Origin of the sequence: Peribacillus simplex NBRC 15720 = DSM 1321 (assembly GCF_002243645.1) — a bacterium.
Classification (GTDB): Bacteria; Bacillota; Bacilli; order Bacillales; family DSM-1321; genus Peribacillus; species Peribacillus simplex.
In genome coordinates this window covers 2,129,239-2,148,661 of record NZ_CP017704.1, presented here as the reverse complement: position 1 = coordinate 2,148,661, position 19,423 = coordinate 2,129,239, and the positions used below count along the sequence as shown (strand labels likewise).

Here is a 19,423-nt window from a genome sequence, read left to right as displayed (position 1 = left end):
GTGACGGATGAGTTGGTTGAGAAGGTAAGGGCTGGGAATGATCATGCATTCCGAATGTTGATTGAAAATTATAAACAGACGATTTATAGAACCGTCTATTCCGTCTTGCGGAACCAAAAGGATGCTGAAGATGTTACCCAGGAAGTCTTTATCAAAATCTATACTTCTCTTCCTCAATATAAGAACCAAGGTTTCAAAACTTGGATTACCAGAATTGCGGTCAATCATGCAATCGATTTAAAGAGAAAGAGGGAACGCCAAAAGGAAGAATTGCAGGAGGAACATTCATCGGAAGCTAATTTGGGTTTAACTGATGATGTCGAGGCAGTATTTTTTCGGAATGAAAGGCGAAAGCAAGTATTACGGAAGCTGAATGACCTTCCAGAGGGATACCGGGACGTTGTATATGGCTATTACATAAAGGAAAAGACATTCAAGCAAATTGCAGAGGAACAGCAGATTCAAGTGAAATCTGTGGAGGTAAAGCTATATCGGGCAAGAAATTGGATGAGAAAACATTGGAAAGAGGAGGATTTTTCATGAATCATGTTCCTGAAGCAGAATGGGTTGTATATTTGGCAGATGAAATACCAGAGGCTCTAAAAATTGAATATGAAAATCATCTATACTCCTGTGACAAGTGTTTGTCCGCCTATATGGAAGCGATGGAAAAAGAAGAAAACAGTCTGGACATTGAAGGGTTTGATATTGCAGGTCCTGTCATGGAATCGATTAGCCGACTGAAAAGCGCCTCTGTTGAAGAGGCTAAGCAACACAGAAAAGAGAAATCACTTCGTACGATCACAAAACATTACTTGATCGCGGCCGGTTTTACGATTTTATTAATGGCAGGCGGAGTATTTCAATCATTGACAGAATACGTGGATTCTGTCGAATCAAGCAGCGAAAAGGAAACGCAGTCCTTAACCGATGGACTTATTGATAAAACATTTAATTGGATGGACTCTATCGAAAAGAAAAATAAGGAGGGGTTTAGAAATGAATAAAAGTCCGGTATTAGCCTTTTTATTATCATTTTTGCCAGGTTTCGGACATTTTTACCTAGGAAGGAAATATAAAGGGTTATTTTATTTTCTTGCCACAGCTGGATTGGGGCTTGGAGGTCTTTTTCTTTCGTTGATCAGTCAATCTGATGCGTTTCTGGCTTTTTCCATTATTGGAATGGTGTTTTATTTCATCAGTATATTTGATTTGGTGGTCACCTCACTGAGGAAGCCTAAAAGTGAAGAGGGTGTGGAGGAAATGGCAGATCAGCAGCCGGAGGCGGAAAGATTTTATGTAATCATCCTTTCATTCGTTCCAGGGTTAGGGCACTTTCAGCTGGGCCTCATGAATCGGGGACTCATTTTTCTCATCGGCTTTTTAGGCCTTGGCATCATGGTGATTTTCATCAGTGTGATGACACAGATGGAAGGTCTGTTAATATTCATGGCACTATTGCCTGTTATTTGGATTTACAGCTTTTTTGATTCTGTTCAACAGCTCAATAAAAAGCAAAGGGGTGAGGAGCTTATCGATCGGACCGTTTTGGAAGATTTCGAGGAGAGACGGGAATCCGGGAAGAAGAGTAAATCGGTCGCGACTTTATTCGCTATTTTTCCTGGTGCAGGTCACTTATATTTGGGGCTGCAAAAACGTGGGATTCAATTGATGGCCGGCTTTTTATTCGCCATTTACATACTGGATTTACTCCGTTTAGGTTTCTTCTTTTTCCTTATTCCGATTATCTGGTTTTATAGTTTTTTTGATGGATTGCAAAAGGCCTCGAAAATGGAAGAGGGTCCAGTTGAAGATGTCCCCATCATTTCGGGGATGGTCAATCACCAAAAATGGGTAGGATTGGGGTTAGTGGGACTTGGAATCTATTTCCTCGCTAGTAATATAATCGTCCCGGCCATTGCTCCTTATTTAGATGAATGGATTGGAAGAAACTTAGAATATTGGTTTAGAGATTATTTTCAAAAAGGACTGGTATGCATCCTTCTTATAGGCGGGGGAATCAAATTGCTGTCGGGAAGTAAAAAAGGGAGAGTCAAGGAGGAGACAAAATGAGAACATGGAGAGTCGGAACGATTTCAATGGGAATCTCCCTGGTTGGTTTGGGATTGGTTTTACTGGTTTCTCAAATTGCGGATATGAATTTGACGACGATTCTGCTATCATGGTGGCCATTGCTATTCATTATCTTGGGTGCAGAGATTCTTTTCTATATATATTTTTCCAGAAAAGAAAGTTCTTTTGTAAAGTATGATATTCTTAGCATTCTTTTCGTGGGATTGCTTGGAACGACTGGGATAGTTTTAATTCTGCTAACATCAAGCGGATTGATGGATCAAGTTAGGGCTGCCGTGAATAGTGAAGAGAAAACGGTCAATTTGCCTGGTTTTAATCAAAAGGCAGGGAAAGGCATACAGAGAGTTGTCCTGGACCCTGGCCCATACCCATTGACAATTGAGAGTGGTAAGGGCGAGGAAGTTTCCATTTTTGGAACATATGGTGAGCGGGTAATGGAAGATGAGGATTCGTTGTTGAACAAGGCGGAAGATTATTTACTCGTTGAGAGAAATGGTGATACGCTTTATATAAGCTTCAAGGATTTGCCGATTCAAAATGGACTTTTGGACAGTGGTACAATGAATCTTAAGGCAACTCTAATAATCCCTGCTGAGTTGGCCGTGGAGATAGACGGTAAAAGTACCGATCTTGTTCTGAAGCCTAGAAAGCTCTTGAATGACTGGAGTGTGAAGGACAGCGGAAATCTAAGTGTATTCCTTCAGGATAATAGTGATATCAAGATAGATGCTAGAGGGGTCGAGGAACTTGAAGGACCTGAGAACGGCTGGAAGATGACTGAAGTGAAAGAAGAAACAAGTGAAGAAGGCGCTGTTAAAAAGAATGGGATATTCAATATTGGAAAAGGGAAACATACTTTAACGGTTACCGATGCATTTAACTTGAATGTTCAATATCCATGATTGAAATCATTTACTAGAATAAAATTGTAAAAAGCATTATAATTTTCCCTGATAAGATTTCTAGTAAAATGCAAAAGATATGGACCGAAATACGGTCCTCTTTTTTTCGAATATTGCTTTTCATGTAACGAAGGATTAAGATGTAAATTATGGAATCAATATGTATAAGGATGATGGGAAATGAAAAGAGCAAGGTTGATTTACAACCCGACTTCGGGCCGGGAAGCCATTAAGAAGAGCCTGCCAGGTGTGCTAGCGAAACTTGAAGAAGCTGGTTATGAAGCTTCTGCACATGCAACGACCGGTGCTGGGGATGCGACGAACGCTGCTAAGATAGCGATTGAACGCGGCTATGATATAGTTATTGCAGCAGGGGGCGACGGTACGATTTATGAGGTTGTTAATGGACTGGCCACTGCAGAGAAACGTCCGAAACTAGGAATCATTCCGACGGGAACGACCAATGATTTCGCGCGGGCGCTGCATTTACCGAAGTCAATCGAAGGGGCAGCCGAAATTATTGCCGGTGGGCATACGATGCCGATCGATATTGGGAAAATGAACGATAGGTATTTCATCAATATTGCAGGCGGGGGCAGATTGACCGAATTGACCTACGACGTGCCGATCAAGCTGAAAACCATGCTTGGTCAGCTAGCGTATTATATTAAAGGAATTGAAATGCTACCTTCAATTAAACCGACGGAAGTTTCTATTGAATATGATGGAAAGCTTTTTGAAGGAGAGATCATGCTTTTCTTGGTGGCTAACACGAATTCGGTTGGCGGCTTCGAGAAACTGGCTCCTGACGCCTCTCTGAATGATGGTATGTTCACGTTGCTTATTTTGAAAAAGGCCAACCTCGCTGATATTGTCCGTGTCGCAACATTGGCAATGCGCGGTGAACATATCCATGATAAAAACGTCATTTATGAAAAAGCCAATCGAATTAAAGTCCAGGCCAAAAACGACATGATGCTTAACTTGGATGGGGAATTTGGCGGGATGGCCCCAGCTGAATTCGTAAATCAGTACCGCCATTTTGATGTATTCATCCCGCAAGGAATACTGCCGGACGATCCGGCAAATAAATAGGGTGAAAAGGCCACTGATTCTGGTGGCCTTTTCAGTTTAATGAAGCAAGGGGAATTGCAAACATGTATATCAGGAAAGCGACACCGGAAGATGCGGAAAAGTCAGCCATATTGACCCGGTTAGCGATTAAGGAAATTGCAGAGGTTTTGACAGGTGAAACGGAAGAAGAAAGAGTACTTTCCGTTCTTGCCGATTTGTTCAGGAAAAGTGGAAATCGGATCAGCTATGAAAATACCTTCGTCAGTGAACATGAAGGACAAGTATCTGGATTGATCATTGCTTACCATGGCAAGGATGCCGAAAGCTTGGATGAACCGATAGTGAAACAATTAAGGATGAAAATGAAAGACCCGAGCGTTACACTCGATAAGGAAGCGGAAATGAAAGACTTTTATTTGGATACAGTATCCGTTGACCCGAATTTTCAAGGAAAAGGAATTGGTAGTGCACTGATTCAATATGTTGAGGGATACGCTAAAAATAAGGGGTATCCAAGGGTTTCTTTAGTCGTTGAAAATGAAAATGAAGGGGCGAATCGTCTCTATAGCAGATTAGGATATATCGAAATGAAAACCATTTCGATTAGCGGCCATGAATTTCGCTATATGGTAAAAGAAATAGAAGAACCTCCTGTTTAACAGGGGGTCCTTTTTAGTTATTTGAAATTTTGCGATGGATGCAATTACATTTGCTGCCCATTCATGGCTGCCCAATCAGCGTAAGCTCCGGAGCCATTACAGCCGGGACAGTCGTGTATATCGGAAAAATGATATTCCGTAGGTACGAAGGAGCTGTATCCGCGTCCGTAACAATCCGGACAGAGTCCTTTTTGCTCCATACTTGCTCGATGTTTTTCTAACCTTGTAGCATTCCAGGCTGATATAGAGTTAAATAAACCCATTTTCTCACCTCATCTGTTTTTCCTTATTTTTCTTTTTTTATTGAATTTTTATTCATGGAACTATGAAAAATCCGTAATTCCTTCACTATATTTTTATGAAAACCAGGGTAAATTTGTGAGTGGTTTTGTGGCAAGGCCTCTATTGTGGTAAAATACAGGCTAGCATAAAAAAGAAAAGAGAAGATGATATGAAAAAAACAGCACCAGTTGCTAAAAATGATATTATAGAGGTTTTATTTGAAGATTTAACACATGAAGGGGCTGGCGTCGCTAAAGTAGATGGCTACCCAATCTTTGTTCAGAGCGCCCTTCCTGGTGAAAAAGCAAAAATTAAAGTGATGAAGGCTAATAAGGGTTATGGCTTCGGACGCTTGATCGAGATTATCGAAAACAGTCCATACCGAGTTGAGGTCACGACCGAAGATTACCATAAATATGGTGGTTGTCAGCTGCAGCACATGAGCTATGAAGGACAGTTGGAATTCAAGGGAAAGCAAGTACGTGAAGTGATGACACGCATCGGGAAACTGGAGGATGTGAAGGTTCACCCTATCATCGGGATGGAGAATCCAACCCATTATCGCAATAAAGCTCAAGTTCCTGTTGGTGAAAAGGATGGCAAGCTAATAGCAGGGTTCTTCAAACCGCGGACACATGAAATTGTTGAAACGAAAGAAAGCATCATCCAAAATGAAGTGATCAATGAAGCCGTTCAAGTCGTTAAAGAGATTTTCAGTAAACTTGGTATCCCTGCTTACAATGAAGAGTCACATAAAGGTGTATTGCGGCACATCATGGCCCGTTATGGCAAGCAAACAGACGAATTAATGATTGTTCTCGTGACAAGAACGAATAGTATCCCTTTCATAGAAAGCATCGTGAAGGAAATCGTTGAACGTCTTCCGCAAGTTAAATCCATAGTCCAAAACGTGAATTCCAAGAAAACGAATGTAATCTTAGGCGATAAAATGACTTTACTATGGGGCGACGAAGTGATCCATGATATGATCGGTGATGTGAAATTTGCGATTTCAGCAAAATCCTTCTACCAAATCAATCCAGATCAAACGAAAGTCCTATATGATAAAGCTCTTGACTATGCTGGGCTGACGGGTGAAGAAACTGTGATAGATGCCTATTGCGGCATTGGAACCATCTCTTTATTTTTAGCTAAAAAAGCGAAAAAAGTAATCGGAGTCGAAGTGGTCGAAGAAGCGATAGAAGACGCACGCCGCAACGCTGAATTGAATGAAATCTCAAATGCAGAATTCATGGTTGGCGATGCAGGTAACGTTATTGCTGAATGGTATCAAAAGGGCAACACTGCGGATGTCATCGTTGTGGATCCGCCTCGCAAAGGTTGTGAAGAATCCCTTCTGAATACGATCATCGAGATGAAACCTAACAAAGTCGTATACGTATCATGCAACCCAGGCACTCTAGCGCGTGATCTTCATATCTTGGAAGAAGGCGGATATAAAGCAGTTGATATCCAACCTGTCGATATGTTCCCAATGACGACACATGTTGAAAATGTAGTGTTATTAGAGTTGAAATAATGGAATGGGGCCCGGTCTAAATGACCGGGCCCTCAGACTGTAGTCAAACCCGATGAAAATCGAGTTTGCCTACAGTTTTTTTATGGCTTGTACAATGGGATTTCCACTGCAGGCACTCGCTTTCCACGGGCCGTCCGCCCTCTGCTTGTTACTGCGGGCTCTCCCTGGTAGCGCTTTTCCCGCTGGAGTCTCGCCTCCAATAAACTTTGTTATAACATTTAGATAGAAACCATACCTGAGTAGTTGAAGGTGTTGCTTTGGGTCAGTTGGTTCGGGAACATCATTTTGATGAAAGATACGTTTTCTGTCTACAAACTGTGGGTTTCGGTCTAAATGACCAGGGCCTTTTTCACGTAGTTAAATTGAAGTAAAGGGAAGGGGTTTTTTTTTTGCATGTATATTCTTGACGCTCTGACTTGGACATATATTAAGGAATATATGATTGGGAGGCAAGGTGATTTTATTAATTTTCAAAAAGCGGTGGCTGTAATTGTTGGTAGCTTTTTGGTGGGTATTGGAATCAATGGTTTTTTAGTTCCTCATCATTTAATAGATGGCGGCGTTATTGGGATTGCACTCATCCTTCATTATTTCTTTGGTTATCAAACGGGGCTATCCATGTTAATCCTTAGTATTCCTATATTTTTATATGCTTGGTACTATGAACGCCCTTTTTTCTATAGCAGCGTTCACGGATTGCTTTTGACATCCCTTTTTATGGATTGGCTAAATCCACTGAAAAAGGTCTTTTCCATTTCGATACTAACAAGCTCTTTGATTGGCGGTGCCATCATAGGGATGGGCATAGGACTCATGCTTCGATATGAGACAAGCAGCGGGGGAACGGATATGTTAGCCAAAATCATCGCAAAATCTACCTCCATGGATATTGCATTTGCGATTATCGTCATAGATACACTAATCATTTCAGCTGCAGCATTCACTTTAGGTATTGAAATTTTTCTTTTTTCATGTGTGACGATTATCATCATTGGACTGATCACTTCGCTTATGAAAGTGAGGGATTGAATATAGTGATCAGTTCCTTAAGATATGGGCTACGCCATCTATTGCCTTTTGCAGCTTTTCGCTATTTTTGCTAAACATCTCTTTAGCTTCCTTTGATTCCGTTCCAAGTGCAAACAACTCTAAGTCTGCTTGACATTTTTTCAAGGTCGCGAGCATAAGAGGTTTTTCTTGAGGAGAAGGAACTTTAAGTTTATCATCAAAAAGGTCCACAGTTAATTCTCCGTTAGAATTAGCTTGAGCAAGAAAAACATTCTCGAGGATTACCCCCAACTTATCCAGTTCAGTATGAAGCCAATTTCGGTTCAGTCCAATCGTTGAAAGTGGTTCATCGAGTATGCTACCGTCCATAATGATGGTTTGTGGCTCCTTTACTGCAGCCACTGACAGGTTAAGGTCTTTAGCTGTTATAGGTTGATTTTGCTTCTTTAACATTACGGAAAAATCCCCGTTGGCTTCCAATAAGGCAAACTCGACTTCTGAGATATCGAAGACATCCTTTTTTCGGAGCAATGCCAACAATTCATCGATGGTATATTTCTCTTTTTTTAAATTGTCTTCCATGACCTTGCCATCTTTGATGAAAACCGATGCTTTTCCTTCCACAAGATCACGGAACGTTTTACTTTTTAAGGATATTGAACCTGCAATGAAGGGTGCTATGGCAAAGACGAGGATGGACAGTACACCATGTATAATATTGCCTTCGACCTTCGTAGCTAATTCCGCCCCAACATTACCAATGGTTATCCCCGTTACATATTCAAAAAAGGAGAGCTGGGATAATTGTTTTTTACCTAACACTTTCGTGATTACAAAAAGAACAATTAAAAAGAATAATGAACGCAAAAGAATTTCTATCCAATCCGGCATTACCAAACACCTCCTGCTTGATCATTGTTTTTAAAAACCTTTATATTGTGGTTCTTCCCGTTCTAACTCCCCCACGCGCTTCAGTACATCCTTCATAACTTCATTCACCACCAGCATCGTTTCATGCAAGATGCGTTTAGATTCTTCATCTTGAGTCCGGAGTGCTAAGCTGGATAAGCCTGCTTCAACTCCTTTCAGGCTAGAGACACATTGTTTTACATTAGAAGCTATCGTCATATAGCATCCTCCTTATCCTTAGGTCTAAAAATAATCTCCCGGAACATCCCGTGGCTGTTTATTCTGGCACTGGTTACTTCAAACATGCCAGCATGCGTTTCCGTATCCGCGAAGGTACGGAAACAATCTCAGCAACCACGAATGTTCATCCTGAGCAGGCGTGTGTTTGAATACATCAAACATCTGCCAGATTACACAATTAAATCATGTTTGTGGTTCACCGCCATATTCGATCGATACGGCATGGGCAATGCATGGAATCGTCTCACTTTGTTGAAAGGATAGGGGAGATAACAAGGCACCGGTAGCCACGACGAGCAATCGTTTAATCTCTCCCTTTTTCATGCGATTTAACAAATGACCATAAACAACGGTTGCGGAACATCCAGGGCCACTTGCCCCGGACAGGACCGGTTGACCTTCCCTGTATATCATTAAACCGCAATCTTTATATTGCTCTTCTTTAATCGGAGTATTATGTTTTTTAAATAATTCCAATGACACTTCATGTCCAATTTTTCCTAAATCCCCGGTCACTATTAAATCATAATAGGATGGGTCGAGGTTCCGTTCTCTTAAATGGGCTTCAATCGTATCCACAGCGGCCGGGGCCATTGCACCTCCCATATTGAAAGGATCAGTCAATCCCATGTCAATGACACGGCCTATCGTAGCTGATGTGACCCTTGGACCTTCCCCGGCACTGCTTAATAAAGCTACGCCGGCCCCCGTAACGGTCCATTGGGCTGTTGGAGGTTTTTGCCCTCCGTATTCAGTTGGGTAGCGAAATTGCTTTTCTACTGCGGCGTTATGACTTGATGCTCCTGTCAATAAGTACTCTGCCCCTTTGGTATTGACAAGGTATGCACCAAGAGCCAGTCCCTCCATGGAGGTGGAGCAGGCACCAAATAAGCCGAGATAAGGTGTTCCTAGTGTTCGGCAGGCAAAACTCGTAGGTGTTATTTGGTTGATAAGGTCGCCTCCAAGAAAAAATTGAATCTGTTCCTTTTGAAGACCCGCCTTTTCGATTGCTTTTGTACTTGCTTCTTCCAATAAGACTTTATGTGCTTTTTCATAAGTATCCTGATTTATCCATAAATCGGAATGGAGAAGATCGAAATCATCCGCAAGCAAACCGTCTGCTTCAAATGGACCGCCAACGGTTCCTGTGGAGATGATGACAGGCTTTTGATCAAACACCCATGTGCGATGCCCCGTAAGCATTATAAACCCCCCATTGTATGAGTATAGTCATTACCAGTGTTGTGATAAAACCAAGGAATAACATAAATGATTCAGCCAATTTGAATATATTACAGCCATCTCCTAAAACGAAACCTTCTGCCCGGTATTCTATGGCTGCGGATATAGCGGCATTGCCGAAACCTGTAAGCGGAACAAAGCGGCCAATTCGGTCATACATCCAAATCCGGTGCATAGCAATGAATATTAATATTCCTGCCATGGGGTTTCCAGCTGTCAGGTCCGTGAAGTCATGGTAAAGGATATGAAAATTGGGAATGACTTGTCCGATCGTGTAAATTATACAGCCGGTCATTACTGACATTTTAATTTCCAATTGAGTTTGAACTTGCTGATGTTCCTGTTGGATAGGAGTCAGCTTTTTCTTTGTATCATTTAACATCCTCGCATCACTTCTTCCATTCATTCAATAAGGCTTTATCCTTTTGAAATCCTTTTATTAAGGTCTTTCTTAAAGTTCCTGTCAATCAAATTCGATGTTTTTTAAGCGTATGCAATTCATAGCTTTTACATCCGCGACTTCGTCCTTTTCCATTAGCTTTAGGCTTGATTGCCCGCAGTTCGGTCAATTGGATTGCTGGTATGTAACCCTATGGTATATTCAAGACTAGTCCCTTATAATAGCCGTCTGACTCTCGAAAATCCTGTCTTACATAAAAACGTTTAGAAAAACGTTTAGAAAAAGGAATGAAAATTTTATTCTCCTTATGGATTGAAAGATATAAAAAAGGCTGGTTGCTTTAACCAACCTTTTTTATATGAATGATTATTGTTTATATTGAGGTTCCTCGTTTTGAATCTCTTCAATGCGGGGAGTGATGCTGTCCACAATCGTTTGTGTTTGTTGGGCAGCTTGTTGGTATAGTTGTTTGGCTTGCTCATTATCTGTGGAAAGGGCGAAGGTTTCAAAGCTCGCTTGAGCGCTTTTTAGCCCTGCTATAGTTGTTTTGACATCGTTTATTACTGTCATATATGAACCTCCTTAGTATGGAACTGCCTTATTAGAGTAAGGAAAAAATGATTATCTATACCTTCCAAATTTCTCTAGGAATTGAATCAAGTGACTAGCTCATTCCATTAATCAAACGTTTGATTAATGGAAAGGGAACAGGCAGAAGCATTGTTAAAATCGGATCTATTCGTAGTGCAAATCGTTTTTATTGTTTAATTATTGACTGAATTCAGAATTATAAATATAATTATAGAAAACATAACGTGATTACGTGAGGTGATATGACATTTATATTAGGGATGATTTATATAGTAGAGTTGTTTTTGAAATTTCATCTGAAGAAGTGATAAAAGGACTGCTATTCCATAAAAGCAAACAGGAGTCGGAAATTGAATCGATCAAAGGTAAAATTCATAAATATGAGCAAAAACGAAGAGCTGAGGAAGCTTGGTATCAATCCCTATCACCATTTAAACGTTTTTTTACAGGGCGTGCTCCAAGTCATCACCAGGCCGTTGAGCATTTGGTGAATGTTAAAGATAGATATAAACAAATCGAGAAAATAAAACAGAAGGTCGCTTTTTTAAATGAGATGATCGGTTTACTTGAAGCTGAACCGGAAAAACGGGAAATTAATTTACCATCAGACATCATTAAAGAAATAATGGCCTGGCAGAAAGCGGAGGGGACCCCAAGATGACTCTAGAAACGTTAAACGCTGGCTTGGATACGATTTGGGTGGTTCTGACAGCAGCCATGATTCTATTGATGGAGGGCGGGTTTGCTTTATTGGAGGCAGGGTTCGTCCGTACGAAGAATAATGTGAACATCATCATGAAGGTTTTTGCTGATATTACGATCGGAACGCTTTGCTATTTCGTCGTTGGTTTTGGCTTAATGTATGGAGCGGATGTATTTGGAATTATTGGAGCAAGCGGCTTTCTGCTGAAAGGTGATTTGTCGCATATAGACCTTACGATTTCCATCGACGCATTTTGGTTATTTCAAGGGGCATTCGTCATCGCGGTCGTTTCCATCGTTTCGGGAGCCGTTGCAGAAAGGATCAATTTTCGGGCGTATCTTATTTTTGTAGTAATGATGACGGCAATCATCTATCCGATTGCCGGTCACTGGGTATGGGGTGGTGGCTGGTTAAGCGTGTTGGGCATGCAGGACTTCGCAGGGTCAGCAGTCATACATGCACTAGGCGGTTTTTCTGCACTTGCGGCCGCCATTGTAATCGGGCCGAGAGCAGGAAAATTCACTTCACGGGGGACTAGCTCCATTTCACTGCCGAGCAATCTCCCACTGGCATCTGTTGGGGCATTTCTTTTATGGTTTGGCTGGTTTGGGTTTAATGCTGGAAGCACCTTGCAAGCTACTGATGGACGCATTGGCCATATTGCAATTGTCACGATGCTCTCAGCTGCATCAGGGGGAGCGGCGACCTTGCTTTATACACTTTTTAGATATGGACGCTCGGATGCACCTTCCGTCATCAATGGATCACTTGCAGGTCTTGTCGGGATTACGGCTGGCTGTGCATTCGTTAGTGATCTTTCGGCATTGTTGATTGGAGCAGTTTCTGGAATGTTGATGTTAGCTGCGACCAATTGGCTGGAAACCCGAAAAATCGATGATCCGGTTGGCGCCTTTCCTGTTCATGCGGCATCAGGGATGTGGGGTACGATAGCGGTAGGGCTTTTCTCCACTGAAAACGGATTGTTCGCCGGTGGGGGATGGCATTTGCTCGGAGTTCAAACATTAGGATTAGTGGTGTTATGCATCTGGGGCTTTACATTGACATGGTTCGTTTTTAAAATTATAAATGTTTGGCTGCCTATCAGATCCACTGAAGAAGAAGAAGAACTCGGATTGGATATCAGTTATCATGGCATCATGGCCACACATACCTCGCCGGAGTTCATCAAGGTCGAGGACTACTATAAGCAGGATGAAGAATTGACAAGGTAATGACTATAATACAAGATAGAATCAAGATAAGTAAGAGGTGAATTTTATATGGGTACATGCAATCTTAATCATTCGCAGCAAGATGTCAGGCTGAAATTTGAAAGTCAAAAGAGATTTTTACCAAGCGAAATAAGTCAAACATTAGATCGATATCTGGAAAAAGGGAATTCGCAGGAAACATTGAATGAACTTTTTCATCTATTGAAGAAGTATGACTTGTCTACCCAGGAGGAACAGGAATCAAGAAACGAAAAGTTGAACCAGATAATGTTATAAACGAGAAAGAACGGGAGTGCAAGAATGACTCCCGTTCTTTTTTTGTTCTTTTGATTATGGAATATCTTCTTTTAAACGATTTAAGGGATACTTGTGATACTATCTCATGAATTATTCACATATTTATACAAGTGGCGAAAGGAAACTTACGCTTTGTGCTATCTATATAGATAACGATGAAAGGAATTGAGGTGAGAAAGGACTAAATATATAGGCTTATAGGTGTAAGGAGGAACAAAAGGGAGAGAGGCATAAAAAATGGGACATTGTAAATCATGCGGCAATTCTGTGAACGAGGACTCTCGAATTTGCCCATCATGTGGCGCCCCTATTGTTGGTGAAAAACAAATAACGGAAAAGGAAGTTGCCTCTGAGATGAGACAAGAACAAGTAGAGGAGACTTTTGCCAAAAGGCATAAGAAAAGAACATTAATCATTACTGCAATATTGGCCTTTATCATGATTTCCAGTGCAGCCGCTGCCATTATTCTTCATAAATCCCCGAAAGAGCTCTATCTTCTTTCCGAATATAAAACATACCAGAAATCCAAAGAAGGATGGGCTGATAAGTATGGCGATAAGATGGAATTCCAAGAGAAAATGATGAAGAAACCTTCAAGTTCGGAGCTGACTCTAAGCGGCAATATCGAAATGGATTCATTATCGACTGATCCAAAATTAGAAATGTTTCAAGAATTATTGAACAAGGCAACTCTTACTGCAAAAACTGAACAGGATCCAATAAGCAATCAAAGTTATTATAATTTAGCCCTGCATGTCGAGAAGGAAAAGGCAATGGATGTAGAAATGTTCCAAGCCAAAGATCGACTAGGTTTGAAAGTACCGTTTTTATATGAAAAATTCTTTTATTTAAATTTTGATGAATATGGTGAGTTCATGCAAATGATCGATCCATCAAATTCTGGCCCTGAAACCTTGGAAGCATCCGATCTTGAATGGCAAGACTTGAATTTAACGGAGAAAGAACAGGAATACATCCAAAAACGATATGGGGCATTCCTGTTGGGGAATTTAGAAGATAAAAACTTTACGATGAAAAAGGGCGTGGAGTATGAACATGAAGGAGAAACGATCAAGGTCAGGGAAGTGACGCTTAAACTTTCTTCTTCGGAAACTAAAAACCCAGTAAATGATTTCATGGACCATTTGATTAAAGATGAAAAGCTTCATAGCATGATAGTCACCAGGGCACAAAAAGTGTCAAAAACCGGTGCAGTGACAAAAGAAATAGGAAGTCCTGATGCAAACGGATTGAAACGGCAATTGGTGGACGGCCTAAAAGATGCAAGGAAAGAAATGAAAGGTATCCATTTTTCTAAAGGATTTTCTTCTACATTGCTAATTGATAAGGATGAGCAAATAATCGATCGTAAGGTAACAACGGCTTTTGGAGGCAGTACGAATCAACTCAACATGGAATTGAGAAGCAAAAACGTTCCATATGGCTTGAATCGGATATTCGAAGAATTTAGCGTGGCACTTTCTCCTGAAGATGATGAGGAATCAAAGCTTTTGTTCCAGATTACAAATGATGTGGTCATTAAAGAAGCTACTCGGAAAGAGAATCTTAATGCCTCCTTTAAGATTGAAGAGTATGGGGAGTCTGAGGAAATCAAGTTTTCGATGAAGAGTGATATTGACGGAGAAACGGATGGTAAGAAAAAAATCAGAAGAGATTTCAATCTTAACTTAGTTGTTGGCGAATTTATTGATAGGCCGTCCGCTTTTAAAGGAACCATTAAACAAACGAGTGAAATTAACTTAAAGAAAGACTATTCCAAAGCGAAATTCGAATTAAAGCTTGGTTTAGCAGATGAATTGGACTCTGATACGGTCACGTTCAAGCTGGACTCCAATACGAAACTAAAAGACAAACTGGAAATGCCGGATTTGAAACTTGATTCTGGTGCGGGCCTAAACTTAGTGAACATTCCTGAAGGTGAAATGTATCGCATTCAGGAAGAAGTAAGAATGAATTTGATGGAGCTGGGCGTTAAATACGGACTTTTGCCAGAAGATGTATATCAGTTCAATAGTTATGATGGTTATTATGAGTTAGAAGATGAAGATTCGGTTAATAAGTTGTAGGCGGGGGTGTGTTGCTTTTTATTTAATAGTACTCCTGAAAATGGAAAACAGCAGCGGAAATTTGGCAACTCCTATTTTTTTTATTGGGCGCATCATTAATTGGTAACTACTTTTTTAAAGAAGATGGCAGGGTTCACATTCAAGGTAGCGAAAAATACAGCAGTAGTGAAATCGGAAAGTTCAGTAACCCGAATCGGTGTTCTTCAAAATGGGTTAATCAGTTTAAGTAACGCTGACAAGGGTTTAGTGGACCTTTAAAGGTTTAATCAATCGTTTGATTAAATCTCATGTACTGACTATGCCTTCAAAAAATGCATCGGGAAAATAAAAAAAGCGGGAGCCCATAATGAGCTCCTGCTATTTCTTTATTAAAAACCATCATCTGTTGCGGTGAAGGGGATGTTTAGGTTTCTTTCCACTGCCCGAAGTCTTTGATTTAGCCTGTTTAACCTATTCGTATGTCGCTGGTCCGCTTGACTTAGCCTGGAGATTTCCTGGTTAATGCGGTTCACTTCACGATTTATCCGCGTGATTTCTTGGTTCTGCCGATTGAGTTCCCTCGTTTGACGCTCGTTTTGACGCTCAAGTTCCCGGACTCTTCTTTCAAGTTGTTGAGGCTGCCTTTCAACATCGAATGGGTCGGGCACCTGGCTATATGGATTCTCTTGTACCTGCTGAAGGTTCCAATCTTCCTGTGGCATATAATCAAATCGTTCAGGCTGTTGGAAATATGGGTTAAAATTAGACTGATAGTACTGATGATTTCCATTTTGTTGTGGAAAAGGATAAAATCCGTATGAATTCATAGTCAACTCTCCTTTTTAAAATCGGGATGGATACGTTATAACTTATGTAAGTTCCGGTGAAGTGACTAGGCGTTAGCCCATATGAGTGGGAAGAAGAGGTAATTTACAGAAAAAATTTCAATAAATTTGCAGAAACCATCAGGTTCCTATATCGTTTAGGATAGGAGAAATTCTTTTATCTATCTTGAAACCAATCCCAAGGATAATCCGTATATAAAGAAAAGAGTGTAAGTCAGGAGTGTAATGATTATGAATCGATTTCTTGCTGATTTTGTTCCGATATTGATTGCATTTCCAATGGTTTTGCCGGTGTGGATGATTAGCTATTTTGCATTGAATCAACCGTTTGCCCTGTCCGTTGTCATATCTTTAGCAGGAGGGGTGCTTGTATACTGGCTAAGTTCCGTATATTTTTCATCAAGATACCTCAAAAAACATGAATTGACGAGAAAAGAATATCAATATATAAAGAAAAATTTAATTGAAGCAAAACCGAAGATATGGCGGGTGCAAAAAGCACTAATCTCGGTCAGGCATATCTCTTCTTTTAAACAGAGGAAAGATATGATTAAAATGATCAGGAAAATATATAGTCTGACAAAAAAAGAACCGAAGCGGTTTTACCAGGCGGAACAATTTTATTACTCGCATCTGGATTCCGCCATGGAGCTTGCGGAGAAATATGTTTTTTTAGCACAGCAGCCAAAAAAGAATAGGGAACTCGAACTTTCCTTAACAGAGACTCGTAAAACCTTAAAGGAACTCACTAATACGATAGAAAAGGATTTATATAAAGTGATTGCCGATGATATCGATAACCTTAACTTCGAATTGGATGTTGCTAAGCAATCCATTAAAACTAGAAAAGAGTCACAAGTAATTGATGAAAGCAGGAGGTTAAAATGAATAACAATGATCCAAACCTGTTGAATAAAACGAATAATGCCAGTTTGATTGATGACCTTTTAGCCAATCCATTTGATGGGGGGCAGGAGCTTGAGAAGGTATCTTCCCAGGAAGCGAAACCGGTTAAACTGATTGATGTCATTCCTGAAGAGAACAGGGCAAAGGCTTATCAGCTTGCCGAACAAATCGACCCTACGAATCATCAGGCGATGATATCCTATGGTACACCGGCCCAATCAAAGCTCCTGACCTTTTCTAATTCCATGCTTGAGCATGTTCAGAAAAAAGATGTAGGTGAAGTGGGCAACATTATCAGTGATTTAATGAAAAAGTTAAACGAGCTGAGCCCGGATGAGTTAAAACCGGATAAGCCCTCATTCTTTGCGCGTATGTTCGGGAAGCTCTCGGGATCTGTCCAGGAGGTGCTATCCAAATATCAAAAAACTGGAGCCCAAATTGATCGAATCAGTGTGAAACTCGATCGGAGCAAGAATATCCTGTTATCGGATATCGTAATCCTTGAAAAGCTATATGAAACGAATAAGGATTACTTCCAGGCATTGAATGTCTATATTGCAGCTGGGGAAATTAAACTCGAAGAAATCCATGAGAAAACGATTCCGGAGCTAAGGAAGTCCGCTGAATCAAGCAATGATCAAATGAAGTTTCAAGAAGTCAATGATATGCTGCAATTTGCTGAACGGTTGGATAAAAGGCTTCATGATTTGAAATTGAGTCGGGAAATCACGATTCAAAGCGCACCGCAAATCAGGCTGATCCAAAACACGAATCAGGCGCTAGTAGAGAAAATACAATCTTCGATCATGACAGCCATTCCACTTTGGAAAAATCAGGTTGCGATCGCATTGACCCTAATCAGGCAGAGGCATGCTGTAGAAGCGCAAAAACAGGTTTCCAAGACTACAAATGACTTGTTATTGAAGAACTCCGAGATGCTGAAAACAAATACCATTGAAACCGCTAAAGAAAATGAGCGCGGACTTGTCGATATTGAAACATTAAAGAAAACTCAAGCTAACTTGATAACCACGCTTGAGGAAACCATGCGGATTCAAGAAGAAGGCAGGCATAAACGCCGTCAAGCAGAGCAGGAATTGGCGTCAATGGAAAATGAACTGAAGCAGAAACTATTAGAGATAAAGGGATAAGGGGAGATAACATGGAAACTATCGAGGCTATAAAAACGAGAAGAAGCATTGGAATCGTTAAGCAAGATCCGGTACCTAAGGAAATGATCGAGCAAATCATTGAAGCTGGAACGTATGCACCCAATCACCATCGGACGGAGCCTTGGCGTTTTTTTGTATTGACAGGAGAAGGAAGAAATAAACTTGGGCAGGTATTCGAAGAAATCACAAGAATTGAAAATGCTGATGATACCCCTGAAAGTTTAATCAGCAAGCTCGAAAGGCAAAAAAAGAATCCATTAAGGGCTCCAGTCATCATCGCAGTGGGCATAGAGCCTAGTGATAAGAATAATGTCCTTGTGGCAGAAGAATATGCGGCAGTGAACAGTGCCATTCAAAACATGCTTCTTGCAGCACATTCTCTAGGTCTGGGAGCAGTATGGAGAACGGGAAAAATAACATATCATGACAAGGTCCGTGAATTTTTCAATTTATCCTCTAAGGGAGAAGTATTGGCTTTCATATACTTGGGTTATCCTGACATGGAGCCGAAACCTGCTAAGAAAACACCGATCGATGAATTGACTACATGGATCGGATGATGGATTGAGGGGTAGCTGCATCAGTGCATACACACTGCTGCAGCTTTTTTTTATTGCCTTCAATTGGGATTTTAATGTAAGGGATTTGGCTTCGTCAGGCTTCGTTTCAAGTGACGATTGATGAATTAGGTTGTACAATACATAGGAAGAATAAATTTTGATGAATTAGGATGTGTCTATAGATGAGAACGATTGATCCATTTGAGATACTCGATGGAAAAGCGATGAAATATTTGGATGTTTTTGGCGTTGATGATGGAATTGCTTTAAAGAGTAAGTACGAAGATAAATCGTATTGGATATATGATTATTATTGCATGCATCAGACTTGTGATTGCCAGGAAGTATACCTTGAGTTCGTTGAGGAGCTTAAAGGCAATAAACAGGCAGGACAGCATTTTGGAGTGAGGGTTTCCTTCGGGGATAATCAATTTGTCCTTGAGGATTATAATATTTCCAAACAAAAGGCGATGGATATCGCGGAAGATACGTTAAAGTACAGTAAAGATGTAATGGAGTTATTTAAACAGCGGTATCTGCAAATGAAGGAAAAAGGTACGCAAATTATCATGGAAAGTGCAAAGGCAGCTAAAATGCCGCATGTTCATACAGAACCGGTCATTGGCAGAAATGAACCTTGTCCATGCGGAAGCGGGAAAAAATACAAAAAATGCTGCGGCGCAGCTTAACATCTTGGAAG

24 protein-coding genes are annotated in these 19,423 nt (G+C 40.7%); 17 read left to right on the top strand and 7 right to left on the bottom strand.

The genetic code is table 11. The annotated features are described in order from the left end of the window. The 6 genes from BS1321_RS10210 (at position 1) to BS1321_RS10185 (ending at position 4,729) form a co-directional block, all read left to right on the top strand. Complete coding sequence (locus BS1321_RS10210; RefSeq protein ID WP_063235737.1) at positions 1 to 543, top strand: RNA polymerase sigma factor; 543 nt, start codon at positions 1 to 3, stop codon at positions 541 to 543. After that, positions 540 to 1,007, top strand: coding sequence for a hypothetical protein (locus BS1321_RS10205; protein WP_063235738.1), 468 nt, complete (start codon positions 540 to 542; stop codon positions 1,005 to 1,007). Before BS1321_RS10210 ends, BS1321_RS10205 begins: the two co-directional genes overlap by 4 nt. Then, a complete protein-coding gene (locus tag BS1321_RS10200) occupies positions 1,000 to 2,073 on the top strand; it encodes a hypothetical protein (RefSeq protein ID WP_063235739.1) in 1,074 nt (357 codons plus the stop codon). The genes BS1321_RS10205 and BS1321_RS10200 overlap by 8 nt, the downstream gene beginning before the upstream one ends. Next, a complete protein-coding gene (locus BS1321_RS10195; RefSeq protein ID WP_063235740.1) occupies positions 2,070 to 2,996 on the top strand; it encodes a LiaF transmembrane domain-containing protein in 927 nt (308 codons plus the stop codon). The genes BS1321_RS10200 and BS1321_RS10195 overlap by 4 nt, the downstream gene beginning before the upstream one ends. Positions 2,997 to 3,176: 180 nt before the next feature. After that, complete coding sequence (locus BS1321_RS10190; protein WP_063235741.1) at positions 3,177 to 4,091, top strand: diacylglycerol kinase; 915 nt, start codon at positions 3,177 to 3,179, stop codon at positions 4,089 to 4,091. Between the two features lie 62 nt (positions 4,092 to 4,153). After that, positions 4,154 to 4,729, top strand: a complete 576-nt coding sequence (locus BS1321_RS10185; RefSeq protein ID WP_063235742.1) for a GNAT family N-acetyltransferase — start codon at positions 4,154 to 4,156, stop codon at positions 4,727 to 4,729. Positions 4,730 to 4,773: 44 nt separating this feature from the next. On the opposite strand, the gene BS1321_RS10180 is transcribed toward BS1321_RS10185, so the two are convergent. After that, complete coding sequence (locus BS1321_RS10180; RefSeq protein ID WP_063235743.1) at positions 4,774 to 4,992, bottom strand: hypothetical protein; 219 nt, start codon at positions 4,990 to 4,992, stop codon at positions 4,774 to 4,776. Between the two features lie 188 nt (positions 4,993 to 5,180). Between BS1321_RS10180 and rlmD the strand changes: the two genes are divergently transcribed. Then, complete coding sequence (rlmD, locus tag BS1321_RS10175) at positions 5,181 to 6,551, top strand: 23S rRNA (uracil(1939)-C(5))-methyltransferase RlmD (RefSeq protein ID WP_063235744.1); 1,371 nt, start codon at positions 5,181 to 5,183, stop codon at positions 6,549 to 6,551. A gap of 393 nt (positions 6,552 to 6,944) precedes the next feature. Further along, the gene (locus tag BS1321_RS10170; protein ID WP_311620748.1) at positions 6,945 to 7,580 is read left to right on the top strand and encodes a YitT family protein; all 636 of its coding nucleotides are present in this window, start codon (positions 6,945 to 6,947) and stop codon (positions 7,578 to 7,580) included. Between the two features lie 9 nt (positions 7,581 to 7,589). Here BS1321_RS10170 and BS1321_RS10165 read toward each other — a convergent pair whose 3' ends face one another. The 5 genes from BS1321_RS10165 to BS1321_RS10145 form a co-directional block, all read right to left on the bottom strand. Further along, on the bottom strand, positions 7,590 to 8,450 hold the full coding sequence (locus tag BS1321_RS10165; protein WP_063235745.1) for a DUF421 domain-containing protein: 861 nt from the start codon (positions 8,448 to 8,450) through the stop codon (positions 7,590 to 7,592). 30 nt (positions 8,451 to 8,480) lie between these two features. Continuing rightward, complete coding sequence (locus tag BS1321_RS10160) at positions 8,481 to 8,687, bottom strand: DUF1657 domain-containing protein (protein ID WP_063235746.1); 207 nt, start codon at positions 8,685 to 8,687, stop codon at positions 8,481 to 8,483. 204 nt (positions 8,688 to 8,891) lie between these two features. Continuing rightward, positions 8,892 to 9,911: a stage V sporulation protein AD gene (spoVAD, locus tag BS1321_RS10155; RefSeq protein ID WP_063235747.1), complete on the bottom strand. Its 1,020-nt coding sequence runs from the start codon at positions 9,909 to 9,911 to the stop codon at positions 8,892 to 8,894. After that, the gene (locus BS1321_RS10150; RefSeq protein WP_063235773.1) at positions 9,880 to 10,332 is read right to left on the bottom strand and encodes a SpoVA/SpoVAEb family sporulation membrane protein; all 453 of its coding nucleotides are present in this window, start codon (positions 10,330 to 10,332) and stop codon (positions 9,880 to 9,882) included. Before BS1321_RS10150 ends, spoVAD begins: the two co-directional genes overlap by 32 nt. Positions 10,333 to 10,716: 384 nt before the next feature. Beyond that, complete coding sequence (locus BS1321_RS10145; RefSeq protein WP_057278507.1) at positions 10,717 to 10,920, bottom strand: DUF1657 domain-containing protein; 204 nt, start codon at positions 10,918 to 10,920, stop codon at positions 10,717 to 10,719. Positions 10,921 to 11,245: 325 nt separating this feature from the next. Between BS1321_RS10145 and BS1321_RS10140 the strand changes: the two genes are divergently transcribed. From BS1321_RS10140 to BS1321_RS27475, 5 genes are all read left to right on the top strand, one after another. After that, positions 11,246 to 11,602 carry a hypothetical protein gene (locus BS1321_RS10140; RefSeq protein ID WP_232522784.1) on the top strand — a complete coding sequence of 119 codons (357 nt, stop codon included), beginning with the start codon at positions 11,246 to 11,248 and terminating at the stop codon, positions 11,600 to 11,602. Beyond that, a complete protein-coding gene (locus BS1321_RS10135) occupies positions 11,599 to 12,876 on the top strand; it encodes an ammonium transporter (protein WP_063235749.1) in 1,278 nt (425 codons plus the stop codon). The genes BS1321_RS10140 and BS1321_RS10135 overlap by 4 nt, the downstream gene beginning before the upstream one ends. Before the next feature lie 48 nt (positions 12,877 to 12,924). Beyond that, complete coding sequence (locus tag BS1321_RS10130; protein ID WP_063235750.1) at positions 12,925 to 13,152, top strand: hypothetical protein; 228 nt, start codon at positions 12,925 to 12,927, stop codon at positions 13,150 to 13,152. 258 nt (positions 13,153 to 13,410) lie between these two features. After that, positions 13,411 to 15,261 (top strand): zinc ribbon domain-containing protein, encoded by a 1,851-nt coding sequence (locus tag BS1321_RS10125; protein ID WP_063235751.1) that lies wholly within the window; start codon positions 13,411 to 13,413, stop codon positions 15,259 to 15,261. A gap of 99 nt (positions 15,262 to 15,360) precedes the next feature. Then, positions 15,361 to 15,519, top strand: coding sequence for a hypothetical protein (locus tag BS1321_RS27475; RefSeq protein WP_155726529.1), 159 nt, complete (start codon positions 15,361 to 15,363; stop codon positions 15,517 to 15,519). Between the two features lie 110 nt (positions 15,520 to 15,629). Here BS1321_RS27475 and BS1321_RS10120 read toward each other — a convergent pair whose 3' ends face one another. Then, complete coding sequence (locus BS1321_RS10120) at positions 15,630 to 15,962, bottom strand: hypothetical protein (protein WP_063235774.1); 333 nt, start codon at positions 15,960 to 15,962, stop codon at positions 15,630 to 15,632. 354 nt (positions 15,963 to 16,316) lie between these two features. Between BS1321_RS10120 and BS1321_RS10115 the strand changes: the two genes are divergently transcribed. The 4 genes from BS1321_RS10115 (at position 16,317) to BS1321_RS27845 (ending at position 19,412) form a co-directional block, all read left to right on the top strand. Further along, positions 16,317 to 16,973: a 5-bromo-4-chloroindolyl phosphate hydrolysis family protein gene (locus tag BS1321_RS10115; RefSeq protein ID WP_063235752.1), complete on the top strand. Its 657-nt coding sequence runs from the start codon at positions 16,317 to 16,319 to the stop codon at positions 16,971 to 16,973. Beyond that, the gene (locus BS1321_RS10110; RefSeq protein ID WP_063235753.1) at positions 16,970 to 18,142 is read left to right on the top strand and encodes a toxic anion resistance protein; all 1,173 of its coding nucleotides are present in this window, start codon (positions 16,970 to 16,972) and stop codon (positions 18,140 to 18,142) included. Before BS1321_RS10115 ends, BS1321_RS10110 begins: the two co-directional genes overlap by 4 nt. 11 nt (positions 18,143 to 18,153) lie before the next feature. Further along, complete coding sequence (locus BS1321_RS10105) at positions 18,154 to 18,723, top strand: nitroreductase family protein (RefSeq protein ID WP_048686185.1); 570 nt, start codon at positions 18,154 to 18,156, stop codon at positions 18,721 to 18,723. 182 nt (positions 18,724 to 18,905) lie between these two features. Then, positions 18,906 to 19,412, top strand: coding sequence for an SEC-C metal-binding domain-containing protein (locus tag BS1321_RS27845; protein ID WP_063235754.1), 507 nt, complete (start codon positions 18,906 to 18,908; stop codon positions 19,410 to 19,412). Positions 19,413 to 19,423: the final 11 nt, after the last annotated feature.